This window comes from Flammeovirga aprica JL-4 (assembly GCF_012844305.1).
In the GTDB taxonomy this organism is placed as follows: Bacteria; Bacteroidota; Bacteroidia; order Cytophagales; family Flammeovirgaceae; genus Flammeovirga; species Flammeovirga aprica.
Map to the genome: position 1 here is coordinate 20,669 of NZ_JABANE010000024.1, position 16,136 is coordinate 36,804.

At 35.4% G+C, this 16,136-nt stretch carries 9 protein-coding genes; 6 read left to right on the forward strand and 3 right to left on the reverse strand.

All coding sequences use genetic code 11. The features are described 5' to 3' along the window. The first annotated feature begins 10 nt into the window (after window positions 1-10). Window positions 11-1,087, forward strand: a complete 1,077-nt coding sequence (locus HHU12_RS10835; RefSeq protein ID WP_169656760.1) for a hypothetical protein — start codon at window positions 11-13, stop codon at window positions 1,085-1,087. 69 nt (window positions 1,088-1,156) lie between these two features. On the opposite strand, the gene HHU12_RS10840 is transcribed toward HHU12_RS10835, so the two are convergent. Further along, window positions 1,157-3,511: an arylsulfatase gene (locus tag HHU12_RS10840; RefSeq protein WP_169656761.1), complete on the reverse strand. Its 2,355-nt coding sequence runs from the start codon at window positions 3,509-3,511 to the stop codon at window positions 1,157-1,159. Between the two features lie 204 nt (window positions 3,512-3,715). On the opposite strand from HHU12_RS10840, the gene HHU12_RS10845 reads away from it, so the two are divergent. Continuing rightward, window positions 3,716-4,714, forward strand: a complete 999-nt coding sequence (locus HHU12_RS10845; RefSeq protein WP_169656762.1) for a helix-turn-helix domain-containing protein — start codon at window positions 3,716-3,718, stop codon at window positions 4,712-4,714. A 21-nt stretch (window positions 4,715-4,735) separates the two neighbouring features. On the opposite strand, the gene HHU12_RS10850 is transcribed toward HHU12_RS10845, so the two are convergent. Continuing rightward, window positions 4,736-7,099 (reverse strand): arylsulfatase, encoded by a 2,364-nt coding sequence (locus tag HHU12_RS10850; protein WP_169656763.1) that lies wholly within the window; start codon window positions 7,097-7,099, stop codon window positions 4,736-4,738. A 186-nt stretch (window positions 7,100-7,285) separates the two neighbouring features. Here HHU12_RS10850 and HHU12_RS10855 point away from each other — a divergent pair, with 186 nt between their 5' ends. Both HHU12_RS10855 and HHU12_RS10860 read left to right on the forward strand, forming a co-directional pair. Then, window positions 7,286-8,059: a hypothetical protein gene (locus tag HHU12_RS10855; protein ID WP_169656764.1), complete on the forward strand. Its 774-nt coding sequence runs from the start codon at window positions 7,286-7,288 to the stop codon at window positions 8,057-8,059. Window positions 8,060-8,237: 178 nt separating this feature from the next. Then, window positions 8,238-8,720, forward strand: a complete 483-nt coding sequence (locus HHU12_RS10860; RefSeq protein WP_169656765.1) for a hypothetical protein — start codon at window positions 8,238-8,240, stop codon at window positions 8,718-8,720. Window positions 8,721-8,809: 89 nt separating this feature from the next. On the opposite strand, the gene HHU12_RS10865 is transcribed toward HHU12_RS10860, so the two are convergent. Next, window positions 8,810-12,121 carry a glycoside hydrolase family 38 N-terminal domain-containing protein gene (locus HHU12_RS10865; RefSeq protein WP_169656766.1) on the reverse strand — a complete coding sequence of 1,104 codons (3,312 nt, stop codon included), beginning with the start codon at window positions 12,119-12,121 and terminating at the stop codon, window positions 8,810-8,812. 409 nt (window positions 12,122-12,530) lie between these two features. Here HHU12_RS10865 and HHU12_RS10870 point away from each other — a divergent pair, with 409 nt between their 5' ends. Next, on the forward strand, window positions 12,531-14,873 hold the full coding sequence (locus HHU12_RS10870) for an amylo-alpha-1,6-glucosidase (protein WP_169656767.1): 2,343 nt from the start codon (window positions 12,531-12,533) through the stop codon (window positions 14,871-14,873). 169 nt (window positions 14,874-15,042) lie between these two features. Next, window positions 15,043-15,891: an RDD family protein gene (locus tag HHU12_RS10875; RefSeq protein ID WP_169656768.1), complete on the forward strand. Its 849-nt coding sequence runs from the start codon at window positions 15,043-15,045 to the stop codon at window positions 15,889-15,891. Window positions 15,892-16,136 lie beyond the last annotated feature (245 nt).

Below are 16,136 nucleotides of genomic sequence, written 5' to 3' on the forward strand. Positions count from 1 at the left end.
ACCATTAATTATGAAAAGTATATTAACTGTCTTTCTCGCAATCTTCACATTATCAACTTATGCTCAGACAGAAAATAACAATGAACCTTACGAGTGGCCTTACAGTATGCCCATTTGGGGTAAAAAAGCAGCCGATAAAGGTTATAAAATTCAATTGCCTTATGGCTTGAATGTCAATTATGTATATAATAGAATGGACCTTGAAATTAGTTCCTTTGATATGTCTATTGGTGATGATCCCAATTCAACGCTCAATCAATTGATCTCAGAATATGTCACCTTAGAGAATCTAAATTTCAACAACACCATAGCAAGAACAAATGGTATGAACTTGAGAGGTGATGTATGGATATTTCCTTTTCTTAATGTCTACGGAATTTACACAAACAGCACCGGTACAACTGAAGTCTCATTGCAGCCAAGATGGTTTGATGATGAGGGGAATCTTGTAATTTCTCTACCAGAAATAACCAGTATTGTGGATTTCTCTGCCAATTCTTATGGATTTGGTTCTACGATCGTCGGTAAAATTTATAAGGATTATTTCTTTTCTGTAGATGGGAATATAACTTGGTCTCACTCTGAACTACTTGAACAACCTGCTGTATTTACAGTTATTTCTGCCCGCGTTGGTGATAGAATTCTTTTTAAGAATGGAAGTACGCTTGCTTTGTATGTGGGTGGGATGTATAGAGGTTTTGTCAACCAAAAAGGCAATAACGGTAATATAGCTATAAAAAAGGCCTTGCCGAATTTGGGGGCAGAACTTTTGCCTGAGATCGATCGTCGTGTTGCAGCCAATAATGAAGAAATTGAAAGTTTGAATCCTAATAACCCAGTGGATAAAATTCAAATTGCTAAACTAGAAAAGCAAAATGAGATACTGTTGGGAATTGGAACGGCTGTAGAAGGGTTACTTTCTTCTGATGTGAATTATGGTATTCAGAAAGATATTATCAATCACTGGAGTGTTCAGTTTGGGTTTAATTATGAAGTCAATCAAAATTTCACGTTAAGAGGAGAGTTTGGAAAAGGGAATGGAAATGATTTTGTAATGATGGGAATGCAATATCGATTTGGAATCTAAATGATAAAAAAAATAGCTCAAGGTATCATTCCTTGAGCTATCCAACAATCAATCTATTTTAAAATAAAATTACTTCGATACGGTATTATACTCTTCAATTAAATTTAGTGTTACACTTTTAAGTTGTCCCGTATATTTTGAGTTTTTTACCTTATATTTATCTGTAACCGCAGTTCCAGAATCTTTACCAACATCCAATGTCTCGTCTAGAGAATAAAGGTTAGCTACCGTTTTTTCAACTCTTCCTTTTCCGATTTCTTTTCCATCAGCATAAAGTGTGATGGTAGCAGGAGTGTATGGTTTTTTCTCATCCATAATCACTGTTGCTTTGATAGTCTTTGTACCGCTAGGAACCTTAGCAGAAGATTTGATAGAATATTTATCGACTGAATTACAGTATTCGTAGTAAGCATTACCACTTTTGTCTACTCTTAATACAAAACCTGCAAAACGACCACCTTGTGTAATTAATACACCTTGATCACCTTTTTTATACCCTTCTAAGTTGGCTTCCAATGAGTGAGATTGGAATTTAGTAAATGGCGTTGCACCTTCAGGAATTCTCAACCCATTTGGATAAGTAAATGTAGTCAACCCAGCAGTTAATGAAGGTCTGAATGACGATCTGAATCGCTCCGTTCTTCTGTCATCAATTGGTAAAGCATTTCCTTTTGCTGCTTCAGCAAAGAATAGATATTTCATATACTCCAATTTTTCAGGCATTTCTTCAGCAAGGTTTTCCCCTTGGGAGAAATCATTACTAAGGTTGTATAACTCCCATTTGTAATCAGTGATTTCAATTTGTGCAGTAGAGTTCGATTCCCAAGGGATGTTTCTCATTGCACCAGCCCACCATCCGTCATGATAGATTCCGATGTTACCCAAAATCTCAAAATACTGTGTAGTGTGCTCTTCTGGTGCTGTTTCATTATTAAATGAATAAGCCAAAGAAGTACCGTCAATTGGTTCTTGGTGTGCTCCATCAATAGTTTCAGGCATTTCAAAACCTGCTAACTCCAAGATCGTAGGAGCGATATCCGTAACGTGAGAGAATTGTGTTCTTACCTCACCTTCGCCTTTAATTCCTTTAGGATAAGAAATAGCCATTGCATTACGTACACCACCTAAGTGAGAGGCTACTTGTTTGGTCCATTGGTAAGGAGAGTTGACTGCCCAAGCCCAAGCAGCCGGCATATGATTGAAGTAATCTTCAGAACCTAAACGATTTGTTTTTACGGCTTCCACTTTGTCTTCCCATTTCTCAGGAATACCGTTAAAGAATGCCATTTCGTTCAATAAACCTTCTTGACCACCCTCAGCAGAAGCACCGTTGTCACCTGCAATGTAGATAAAGATGGTATTATCCAATTTTCCCATTTCATCTACCGCATCATAAAGACGTTTGATTTGTGTATCCGTATGCTCTGTAAATCCAGCAAACACTTCCATCATTCTAGCATATACCATTTTTTGTTCTTCATTTAATGAATCCCAAGCAGGTAATGCATCTGGACGAGGCGTCAAAGTAGCATCGGCAGGAATAATACCTTTGTCTTTCATATTATTGAAAGCCTGTTCACGATATACGTCCCAACCTTGATCGAATTTTCCTTTGTATTTTTCAATATACTCAGCAGGAGCTTGGTGAGGAGCATGAACGGCACCTGGAGAGAAGTATACTAAGAAAGGCTTATCAGGAGCAACAGCATTTACAGACTGAATATAGTTGATGGCTTTGTCTGCCATATCAGTAGTAATATGATATTTTGAACCGTCTGCATTTGTTTCAGGTGCTGTAATTCTTTTTCTATCTTCAACAAGGGCAGGGTGGAATTGATCTGTGTCGCCACCAAGGAAACCGTAGAAATAATCAAAACCTAAATCATTTGGCCATCGGTCAAAAGGACCTGTAAACGAAGCCTCCCAGTCAGGAACATTGTGATTTTTACCATACCAAGAAGTGGAATACCCTTTTTCTTGAAGTACTTTGGCAAACGTTCCTGTTTCTTTAGGCATTTTCATCGTATAACCATCATTACCTGTACCAATTTCCATAATAGCTCCTGTTTCTGCTTTATGATGATTTCTTCCAGATAATAATGCCGCTCTTGTAGGAGAACAAAGTGCAGTAGTATGGAATCTTGAATACGTCAAACCTTTATTTGCGATTTCATCAAATGCAGGTGTTTCGATTTGACCACCCATATGTCCCATTTGAGCATACCCAACGTCATCCAAAAGGATTAATACAATGTTGGGAGCATCCTGTAAATTATTTTCTCTAAAGTTGAGTTGAGCAGGTGCAGAATCTTGTGACTCATGCACTGTAAGCCCTTTTACATTTTGTGCTTTTATACTAATTGGTAAAACAACCGTGATTAGCAAAGCAGATAGTATTTTGTGTAATTTTCTACTTGTAAACATACTTTTTCGATTTGTTGATGTTACAAATGTAGAGTCTGATTGGGGCGGAATGATAGCATGTAAGAGTCATTCATTGGTATAAAAGAGGCGAAATTATGTAAGGTAGTTAGTGGTAAATCAAGATTAATGATTCAATACTATGCTTATTGTACAAGTTCCTCTACCATTTTTAATTATCTTGTAAACCTAATTTTATAGTTAATCATGGAAGACAATTTACTTGAAATAAGTACTGATGAAACGAATCCTGTTTCATCCTACGAACTCATCAAAAAAGACTTTGGAGCTAGCGTTGATGGCAATCATTTAAGACTTGAAAATGATAAATACGGTAAGCTTGACATGATTTATTATGAGTATTTTCCAAAACTGATTTGCGGGGTTACAAACCTTAAACTCAACGTACCAATTAGAATTTTAAATAGTACTGACAAGAAGGAGAAGTATGTAAGTATTAGAATTGGTAATTCAGGTGATTTTACTTCTGAAACAAAAAAGAAATCTACTTTGATGAATTCCTTATATGTCTATAACAGTAATCAAGAATTTAATATTGATTACCCTGTAGATCAGTCTATAAGATGGTATTATTTGAGGATTCCAGTCCATTTTATGGATAAGTTTATCTATTTACCAAATGATGCATTAAATGAGCTTATTCATAAAGACGAAGCATGGTTTTATTATGATTCCTTGACTCCAGATTTAGATAAAATAATCTCGGAATTGGATTTTTTTATACAAGACCCTGTTATGCAAAAAGGAATACTTTTTTCAAAAATGATAGAGGTATTAAACATTCTACAGAAGCGTTCTTATGAAAATGGGCTTGAAAATGTAGTGTATGGTGTCCATAAAAATGACTTGAATTTAGTGTTCAGGTTGAAAGATGATATCCTCTCAAACTTGAATGAGGTTCCTGATTTAAAAGTATTGGTGAAAAAATATGGAATGAGTGAATCCAAGCTTCAAAAAACTTTCAAAAAAGTATATAAAAAACCTATTCTACAATTTTTCAATCATCATAGGCTTGAGGAGGCACAACGACAAGTGATTCAAACAGAGAAAGACTTGAGCCAAATAAGCTTTGAATTGGGTTTTACAGATTTGACACATTTCAGTAAAAGGTATTATTCAAAGTTTGGTGAAAGACCTTCCGTAACAAGAAAAAAGTCAGCAGATAATCCACTGACTTTTAAGTAATCTATGTTGTTACAAAAACTTCTATTTTGAAGCTTGCGTATTATTGTACTCATTAATTAATTCAAGCGTCACCATCTTGAGTTGACCAGAATAATCTGAGTCTTTAGTTTTATAACTTTGGCTTACAGGAGTTCCCGTATCTTGCCCGATGTCTAATGTCTCATCAAGAGAGAATAAGTTTGGAATTGTTTTCTCCACACGTCCTTCTCCTAATTTCTTACCATCTGCAAAGATTGTAATAGTAGAAGCTGTGTAAGGTTTTTTCTCATCCATAATCACTCTTGCTACTACGTTTTTAGTACCTACAGGAATTTTTGATGAAGTTTTAATACTGTAAAAATCAGAAGAATTACTGTATTCATAATGAACATATCCTGCTTTGTCTACTCTTAAAACAAAACCACCAAAACGACCACCTTGTGTAATCAATACACCTTGATCACCTTTTTTATAACCTCCGTCAAGAGAAGCATCCATTGTATGTGAAATGAACTTCGTAAATGGAGTAGCTCCTTCAGGTAATCTCAACCCATTTGGATATTGGAAAACTGTCTGTCCAGCGGTTAAAGAAGGACGGAAAGTACTTCTGAAACGTTCAGTTCTACGGTCATCAATAGGAAGAGCATTGGCTTTTGAAGCTTCCGCAAAGAACATATATTTCATGTATTCCAATTTCTCAGGCATTTCTTCTGCTAAATCTTTCGATTGAGAGAAGTCGTCTTTAAGATTGTATAATTCCCATTTCATGTCAGTGATTTCAACATGAGCAGTAGACCCTGATACCCATGGAATATTTCTCATGGCACCTGCCCACCATCCATCGTGGTAGATACCCAAGTTACCACCAATTTCAAAGTATTGAGTAGTATGAATTTCTTCAGCATCTTTGTTGTCAAAAGAGTACACCAAAGAAGTACCTTCTAATGGTTTCTGAGCGTAACCATCAATCTCCTTTGGCATCTCTAATCCAGCCACTTCAAGAATTGTAGGGGCAATATCAGTGATGTGTGTAAACTGCTCTCTAACTTCACCTCTTGCTTTAATTCCATTAGGATAAGAGATTGTCATTGCATTTCTAACACCACCTAAGTGGGAAGCAATTTGTTTCGCCCATTGGTAAGGAGAGTTGACAGCCCAAGCCCAAGCGGCAGGCATATGATTGAAGTAATCTTCAGTACCTAAACGATTTGATTTGACAGCTTCAACTTTATCTTCCCATTTTTCAGGCATTCCATTAAAGAATGTCATCTCATTTAACATTCCCTCTAGACCACCTTCAGCAGAACCGCCATTGTCGCCTGCAATGTAGATGAAAATGGTATTATCTAATTTGCCCATTTCATCAATAGCATCATAAAGACGTTTGATTTGTGCATCAGTATGTTCTGTAAATCCGGCAAAAACTTCCATCATACGAGCATAAACCATTTTTTGCTCTTCATTTAAACTATTCCACGCTTGTAAAGATTCCGGGCGAGGAGTCAATTCAGCGTCTGCAGGAATTAAGCCTTTTGCTTTCATATTATTAAATGCTTCTTCTCTGTAAACATCCCAACCTGCATCGAATTTCCCTTTGTATTTTTCAATGTACTCGGCAGGAGCTTGGTGAGGTGCATGTACTGCACCAGGTGAAAAGTAAACAAAGAAAGGTTTGTCTGGAGCAACTGCATTCACAGATTGTACATAGTTGATGGCTTTGTCTGCCATATCAGTTGTTAAGTGATAAGGAGATCCATCTTCATTAGTTTCAGGAGAAGTAATTCTTTTTCTGTCTTCTACAAGAGCAGGGTGGAATTGGTCTGTATCTCCACCTAAGAAACCATAGAAATAATCAAAACCTAAATCATTTGGCCAACGATCAAAAGGTCCCGTAAATGAAGCTTCCCAGTTAGGAACATTATGGTTCTTTCCGTACCAAGACGTAGAATATCCTTTTTCTTGAAGTACTTTAGCAAAAGAACCTACCTCATTTGGAATCTCAGTTGTATAACCTGAATTACCAGTACCTAATTCCATGATAATTCCAGTCTCAGCTGTATGATGGTTTCTACCTGTCAATAATGCCGCTCTTGTAGGAGAACACAATGCAGTAGTATGGAATCTTGAATAAGTCAAACCTTTATCTGCAATTTCATCAAAAGCAGGCGTTTCAATTTGTCCACCCATATGGCCCATTTGAGCATATCCAACATCATCTAAAAGTACCAATACGATGTTTGGAGCTTCTGTTAAATTATTAGCTCTGAAGTTAAGTTGTTTTGTAGGAGAATCTTCCGATTCATGTACTGTCAGCCCTTTCACATCCTGAGCTGAAGCCATAAAAGGTAGTGCAGAAGCTATGATAGCTGTACTTAATACCGATTTGATTTTTCTATTTATAAACATATTGATTGTTGTTGTTGAAGCTCAAAATTAAGAGGAGATGTACTTTTTTTGTTGTTATGTTTCAATATTGAATTGGTACAAAACCGTTTTCTATTGTTGAAGGTGTTTATCTAAATAGAAAAGAAAAGTCATTTGAATTAGGGTATCTTTTGGGTAATTTGATGAAGACCAATAAAACTATCTCCTATGAAAATTGAGCTAAAAAAAGGACTGTTGAGACTTCCATTAATCTTATTAATACCCCTTGCATTTGTAATCTTTCTGCTATTCAACCCCTCATTTTTTTATAACCGTGAAACTCAAATAGAAAATTATACTATATATCATCAGCAGGAGTTAGATCCTCAACTTGGAAGGCAACTAGCCAAAGTTGATTCAATGTTGAGAAAAAGTGAACTGTATGAAGAACGTCTAGATTTAAAGATCTGTTTGAATGAAGGTGCTGTTTATCCCCAAATAATGAAAGCATTATGGGGAGATGCTTTTGGGTGGGGTATGTCCAATATTGTTGTGATTAATGGGGAAATGGATCTAGCTCAAAATATAGTAACTCACCATGGATACCAATGGAATTTAGAACAACTTTTACTTCATGAACTGACGCATTGTTTACAGTTTCATACATTCGGTTTATGGAATTCTAACCCTTTTGCTAAATATCCAAAATGGAAATGGGAGGGGTATGCAGAATACATTGCAAGGCAAGGAAAAGGCCAACATTCTCTACTCAAAAACATGGAAAGAATAGAAAGTGCAAGAATGGTTGATCCTGATGAATGGGGAGTTTTTTTTGAAGATAAAACTGTTGCTCCAAGGCAGTATTATGATTATTGGTTGATGGTACAATACTGTATGGAAGTGAAAAAAATGTCTTATCGGAAGCTATTAAAAAAGAAAATTAATAAGGAAGAACTTGAAGAAGAGATGATGATGTGGTATGATTTGAAGGTGAGGAATTGAGAGTCAATGGTCTAGTTGATTCAAGAAAATGATTTTAGAAGATAGGGTATTTAAAGTTGAATTACCCTTTTGAGATAAATAACAAATCATTTAAAAGTTCTCTAAGTGCTACTTTATCAATTCATGGATTCAAGAGAATTTTTAGATGATTTCATTAATTATCTAATCTGAAATTACAATGAAATCGACTTCTATTCTGATCGAAAAAACAAATTTGTTTCAATCAAATAACTCTTCCATTTCACTTCATTCTTTAATTAGTAATAATTTATTAAGGAAAATAGTTTATCAATTTATTATCTGCTTTTTCATGTTATTTAGCTCTAATATTTATGCACAGGAATCATGGGATTTTAAAACTGATAAACAACTTCATTATGGTGCGGGACTAGTTATAGGAGCAACAGTCTACACTTCGGCTTATAGTATGGGAGAATCTCCAAAGAAATCATTTTATATTGCTATGGGGGCAACTGCATTTGCAGGTATAGCTAAAGAGTTTATGGATGAAATTTCATATGGAGGGTGGAGTGATGCTGATTTAGGATATACTTTACTAGGTGGGTTGACATCAGCTGGATCTGGGTATTTGGTTACTAAGTTTATAGAAAATAGAAAAAGAAATCGGCGAATAAAGTTGAGAAGAAAATTAATGATATAAATGAAATACCTTGTATAAGCTGAAAAGGTACATTCCCTCATATTTAATAACTTAATTATGAGGGAATGTATTGTAAATATAATTGTCTACTATTTAGAAACAGAGCTAGCTTTAACTTTCACCAATAAGAATCTAACACCCCATCCTGGAATATTGTCACCTTGTTGGAAAGCACCTTTATTATCACCGTTGATATTTGAAAGATAAACTCCCTCTACTTTATCAGAAGCTGTCCATTCTAAAATAGAATCACCCGCATTAGTATTCAAGACTGTCAATAATACATGCTCTTTGTCCATTGGTCTTGAAGCAGTAATGATTAAATCATTGGCTGTTGGCTGAATAAATGCAGTGTAGTTATCATTCTCGTTTTCTGAGATTAAGATCGGTTGAGCTACTGCCATACTGAATTTCTTCGCATCAGTAGAAACATAAGCTCCGTGAGGTCTTAACATGAAACGGAATGAATGCCATCCTTCCTGAGAAGCTTTGTAATTGGTTTCCCAATAGTTGTTCATCAAGTAAGCGTAGATCGTTTGAGTTGGTTTTACTTCTTGCACCCAACCATACGATAATGCATCTGTAGTGATTTCACCCAATTCAATCATTGGAGCATCAGGAGTGACCCAAGTTACACCATGATCAAGGTTAGAAACATCAGCATAACGTTGTACAGTGAAGTAATTTTTACAAGAACCTTGTAATTGCTCTTTTTCAGGAATATACTCACCAAATGGAGCATCAATTCTTACTGTACCATTTTTTACATTGAATGGGAATGCAATATGAACACCTTCAGGGTCGTAAACGTTTGTTTTATTAATTTGATTGTCGATAGCTACTACTTCAGAGTAGGCATTGACTTCAAAAGTACGTTTCCATTCTTCAGTACCAGGAGCAGAAGAACTTACTTCGATAACACTGATCAATTCACCTTTTTCTAACCATTTAATTTGAATATCATTAGCAGTTGTAAGCGGTGATTTAGGGCTTCTTCCAGCTACATAATAGTAGTCATTCAATCCTTTTAATTCAGAGTTATCAGAAAGTTCTTTCTTTCTTACTTTATCATAAAGTGAAGCTACACTACCGTTTTCAGCATTGATTTCTAATTTGATGAAATCGTTCTCAATAGTATTATCAGCTATTTTCAATGCTTTTTGACCTTTACACTTTTTGCAGTTTTTACAGTCCTTGCATTTCTTACACTCTTTACTGCATTTCATTTCAGCAGTTGAGAATAATTCCAACTGACCATAAGCTGGTAAGTGATCCACATAAACAGCCAATTCACCATTACTCAAACGCTGAGTAGGGTAGTATTTTCCATCTTGATCTACAATGTAATCACCATTTGAAGTTTTTTCAGCACTTAATTTTACTAATTCCGAACGGTCCCAGTTCAATGTATTGGTCAATAAAATTCCTTTCGTTTTTTCACCGATAGCCAATGCTCTTTCCAATAACTCATCAGCAATTGAATCCGCTTTGATAGCGAAAGATTGTTTTACTGCCCATTGAGAATGAACGAAATCAGCTTCAGGCTCTGAGATAGAGTTATAAGCACCCCATGTATGTTCGTTGTATAATAAAACATATCTCCATGCTTGCTCAAATGTTTCATTTGGAATATCAGCACCGTTCAATGACATAATTGTCATGGCTTGAGAAAGTTTCTCAGAAGCGTTTCTTACTAATGCTGTTTCTGCAGAAGTTGAACCTGCACCATCTTCCCAATAAGGAGTGAAATCACCTTTTACTACAGGAAGTTGATCGCCATATTTATCTTCAAAAGCTTTGAATGATTCAGTTGTAGTAGACAACATCACTTTAGGAGTCTCATATGTATCATTCCACTCTTTTACTGTTTCAGAAATACCCGTATCAACTGGACCATTATCTGAACCTACTGTATAACGTAAAGTGGTGATGTCATAAGGATATGTTCTCTCATTCAATTCATTTAAGTAATCAAAAACAGACTTTGGTGTCAATAATACTTTCAAATCTGTAAAACCTAAACCTGTATGGAAGTGGCTATACCCTTTTTCGTGTACCCAAACCATTACTTTTTCCTCTCCAGAAGGTGATGCCCAGTAGAATGGACGGTCACCCCAAGTAGAGATAGTGCCACCAATTCTATGGAATACGTTTGTACCTGCTGAAAGATACTTTACACCCGAATGTGCTAAAACAGGAACTAATCCCCATGTGTAACCCGGTACATCAGTGATCATTGCAGATTCCATAGGAGCGCCTGTTTCATTCGCAACTTGTAAGGCATCAAAAGTAGATTCTACCAATTCTTGCGGATTCGATAAACCTGTCAACATATTACCATAAAGACCATTCAATTCAATAGAACCATCTTTTACAGCTGCTAAAAATGCGGCTCTTTTTTCCGGAGTAACATTTTTCAAATAGCTTTCAACAGCCCACATTACTTCCACACTCCATTTGAATTGAGACCCTTCAGGGAAATCAGCTGTCTTTTTGCTCATCATTACAGCATCATCCAGGTTTTTCCATTGCATTTTCTCTACTTCATCTTGCGTATGGGTGTATCCGATATCAACATGCGAGTGGTGCAATAGATAAACAGTATAAGGTTTTACAGGTTCTACCTCCAATATTTGTTCATCCAATACTTTTTTACCTACAGTTACTTTCACTGGAATAGAAGTATTTTCTTCTACTTTTGGAATATTTACTCTAAATACATTGGCACCCACATTTAGCGTTACTTTTTCTTTTGATTTACCTGCTGTAATTGTTGCTTGTGCAGGATCGCCATAGTGTAATATCGTTGCTCTTAATTGTTGTTTTGGACCTTTGTCTGATTTTATGACAGCAGGTTCTTGTTTCCAGCTTACATTGCCATCAACACCATACTTGAACATCATAAACCAGCTTGATTTACCAATAGTAGGAGCAACCACTTTCATTTTAACAGGTTTTCCCTTTGGTAAGTCAGCCGTTTTAATTTTCAAGAAGCCATAGCCAAACATATCACTATAAGCATCAATCATTGTCCCTTTGAACGTCAATTTTGAGCCATTAGGACCATCAGCAGTTACATCTTGAAGAATACTTTCCTCTGGGGCTGTAAAAGTGAAATATTTTTTATCATTAATATAGAAATCAAAATCATATTGGGCTCTGTCAATATCAACACCCATGATGACGCCATATTCCACATATTCGCCATCGTAAGAAGTTGGAACGGCTTCAGCTTCCCATTCCATTTCATTTTTTCCTTCAGAACATCTTACCAACATGGCTTGGTTGGCATCTTCCTGAGGTGATTTATAAGGCATAATATCACCTTTAATATAATCGGTGTAGCCTTTTAAGAATAATTTATCTTGTGCATAGCTAAGTTGTGTTGTGATTATGCACATTAGCACAATCATTAAATGTCTGTAGTTAAGTTGATTCATTTCAGTTAATCATTAAGTTTAAACATATGGACATAAAGATGGTGAATCGTGTGTAGAAAATACATTTATTATATGTTAAGCAAGAATTATTAACAAAAACTATCACAACCGATTTAAATATGAAATTGAGAATTTTTAAGTCTTGAATTTCAATATTCATAAAAGACTGTTCTATAGTGTTTTAGAGTTTATGTATTTTCAATTTTAAATAATATAACTCCTATAACAATCCACAGGTTGTATTTATTAAGAAAATAGAAATCATTTTGTGGCCTATGAACAATTGTTAACTTAGAGGAACGTAAATAATAGTATTGCGTGATAGGTAATACTACACTGGTCAGAATATTTTAAGATTAACTAAATAGTAATGAGGATTTTAAAAAGTGCATTTATACTTCTCACTTTAGTACTTTGCTATGGGTGTACTGAAGAAAATAATGAACATAAGTTTACAGCTAAAGAAGCAGTGAAAGATGAAATGTTGCAAACACTTAAGGTGGATGTTTCGGCTGCTGAGAACAGAGTTGTGACTTATACCAATAAAAGAAGTGCTTATTTCCAAACACAAACACATATCTTAAATAGCGAATTATACAGCTGGTTTAATGGTTGGAATGTTGGTCAGAAAAGAATTTTAAGCGATTATGATTTGACTATTGATGGTCAGCCGTTTGATCGTGCGAATGCAAAAGTGGAAGTTTTCCCTCATTATATTCAAAGAGCCACTGCTCAAGGTACTGAGCGAGTAATCCTTTTTGATGATCAAGATGTAATTTATGTTGATTTCCAAGGAGTCAAAGGCAAGGAGACAAATCTTACTGTTACTGGTGATCAGATCAAATTAGAAAGCAGAGACAAAAATGCGTCTTACTTTGTGTCTTCAGAATCTGAAGATCATTTTGTGGTTGTTGCTCCTTCTCATAATGAGAAAATAGACAAAGACGGAAATGCTAAAGTGACAGCCTCAGGAAAAGGTGGTTTCTATATTTCTTATGCTAAAACAAAAGAAGCAGGCCTGACATTAATCCAAGAAGCAAGAACAAAACATGGTCAATGGTTCCAGGAGCGTACAGACCGTATGACTAAGTTGGTGACTGAAAATACAGCAATCAAAACAGAAGATCCTCATTTTGATAAAGCCCTAATGTGGTTGACTTTGACCATGGATGAAATGGTGACGCACCAAAGAGGTTACGGTATTTATGCCGGTATTCCTTGGTTCAACGAGTACTGGGGTAGAGACACATTTATTTCATTGCCGGGTGGTACATTGGTTTTAGGTGAAACGGATGTGGCAAAGAAAATCCTTCTTTCATTTGCTGATGTACAGGACAAGAAATCAACTTCAAAATATTATGGTAGAATTCCGAATATCGTAAAAATGGAATCATTGAACTACCACACCACTGACGGTACGCCTCGTTTTATTTTTGAATTATTAGATTACATCCAATATTCAGGTGATAATTCATTGATCAAAAAAATGTACCCTACAGTGAAAAGAAGTGTGGATGGTGCATTGAAAAACTGGGTAAACAAAAAAGGTTACTTAACACACGAAGATGCTGATACTTGGATGGATGCGAGAAGAGAACCGGATCACGTTCCTTATTCACCAAGAGGTAGTTACGCCAATGATATTCAAGCCTTATGGTTCAAGCAATTGAACGCGGCGATCTACTGTGCAAAAGAAACAAATCATATCAGCGACATGAAACGCTGGCAAAAAGTGGCTGACAAAGTACAAGCCAACTTCAATAAGGATTTCTTCGATGATTCACACGCCTATATGGCTGATCGTATTGATCACGATGATCAACCGGACTTCCAATTCCGTCCAAACCAATTATTTGCAATGGACTTTATGACGGATGATGTGAAGAAAATGGAATTGACACGAGAAATCTGGGAACATTTAGTATACCCTTGGGGTGTTGCTTCTTTAAGTCAAGAAGATCCGAATTTCCACCCTTATCACTTAGCGTGGGAGCATTATCATAAAGATGCCGCTTACCACAACGGTACAATCTGGCAGTGGAACAATGGTTATGCTATGCAGCGTATGATTGAAAGCGGTCAGCCTGATATTGCCTTCCAACTATTTGAAAATATGAATGAGCAGTCATTAGATATGGGAGCTGTAGGAAGTATGAACGAAAACGCTGATGCTTTCCCACATCCAGGTGAGACTTACCCTAAACTGACAGGTACTTACATGCAAGCATGGTCAAATGGTGAGCAATTAAGAGTTTGGTATCAGTACTTCTTAGGTTTAAGACCAAACGCGATTGAAAACATCATTACATTGGCGCCTAGAATCCCTTCAAAACTTAACAACATTTCTTACAAAGAGAAATTAATGGGAGGTACTTTGGTAGGACAGTTTGAGCGCCAGAAAGAAGTGGAAGTTTATACTTACACTATGGAAGGAGAAGATGTGAAGTTCCGTTTTGAACATGCATTATTCCAACCTATCAATATTGAGGTGAAAGCAGGTGAGAAAGTGAAAGTAACAAGAGATCAGAAGGAGTTGACATTAACGGTATTTGGAGTTGATGGAAAACAAAGAGAATTGAAAAAAGAACATTTGGATGAAACATTGGCAAGCCGTCAAGAGCAATCAAATAAAATCTTTGAAGGAACTCAATTCTGTAAACCTTCTATGGACAAGGAATATGAAGCAATGAAACAAACGTTTCAGCAGAAGTAATTACAAATTCAAAAAAATATTATAGTTGATTTTGAATTTGTACTTTAATTAAAAGAATTCCACTTAAGGAAGGCCACTGATACACATCGGTGGCCTTTTTTTATTTTTGAAAATAAGTGTTAATTTTATCGAAACTATAAGCAAATATTTATCTAGCTAGACCGATAAAATGAAAACTAAAATAAAAGGCAGAAGAATTGGCTTTACTCAACTAAAACTCTTAGTACTAACATTCTGCATTTGCGAAACTATTTTCTTTATACAAGTAGGTTCTGAAGTTGAGGAAATTTTGTTTTTTCTCATCATTCTAATGCCTCCAATACCGTTTTTACTTCTTGGGAAAAAATGGGCAAAATGGGTTGTATCTACCTTGTTGGTTCTAAATGGGATTTTCCTGTTTTTTGGAGGATTTGATATTGGACTATTACTTCTTGAAATAATAGGAGCAATTAATATCACAATTGCAGTTTTTCTTCACACTTTACCTTCTATGAAATATGTATTCGGTAGTAATATATATTCCTTTGAAGATAACATAGAATACGATGAACCTTTTGATAAAGGTTTGGAGATAGAGGACGAAGAAGAGGTAGATTATCCTTATTTGGCAACTAGAGTGAAAGCGGCATTTATAGACAGTATGTTGATGGGAATTTTATTAATACTCGTCTTGCAATTATTTTCTGATGGAAATAATGGACTTGAAATATTTATTTTCTTCTCTATTGTTGTTTTTGTCTACGAACCTGTTCTCCTAACATTATACGCTGCTACAATAGGTCAAAAACTGATGGGTATTACAGTGAGAAGAAATACAGATTTCAATAAAAAAATCAATTTATTCAGAGCTATATTGAGAGTCCTAACTAAATACACTTTGGGTTGGTTGTCTTTTTTTACAATCAATTTTAACAAAAAACACATGGCAATTCATGACTTTGCAGGAGCGTCAATTGTACTGAATGTTAATACCTCAAAAAGTGAGGAATCAGAGGATGCGATGATGATAGTGAAATAAGTGAAAGAAATAAACTAATTGTTGTTGCTGTATTTTAACCTCAAATATAAAAGTGTTATAACTTGAAATATTACAGAAAAAAAAAGTGAACCATCATTTCTACTTTTGGAATAGATCAGTATCTCGATGAAATGAAAAAATGAATATTCTATTGTGAATTGGATACTGTGCTTTTTTGTACTTCAGTACAAAGTCAAAAATAAATTATAGTTAATTCTGAATTTGTACTTATATATTTAAGTTAA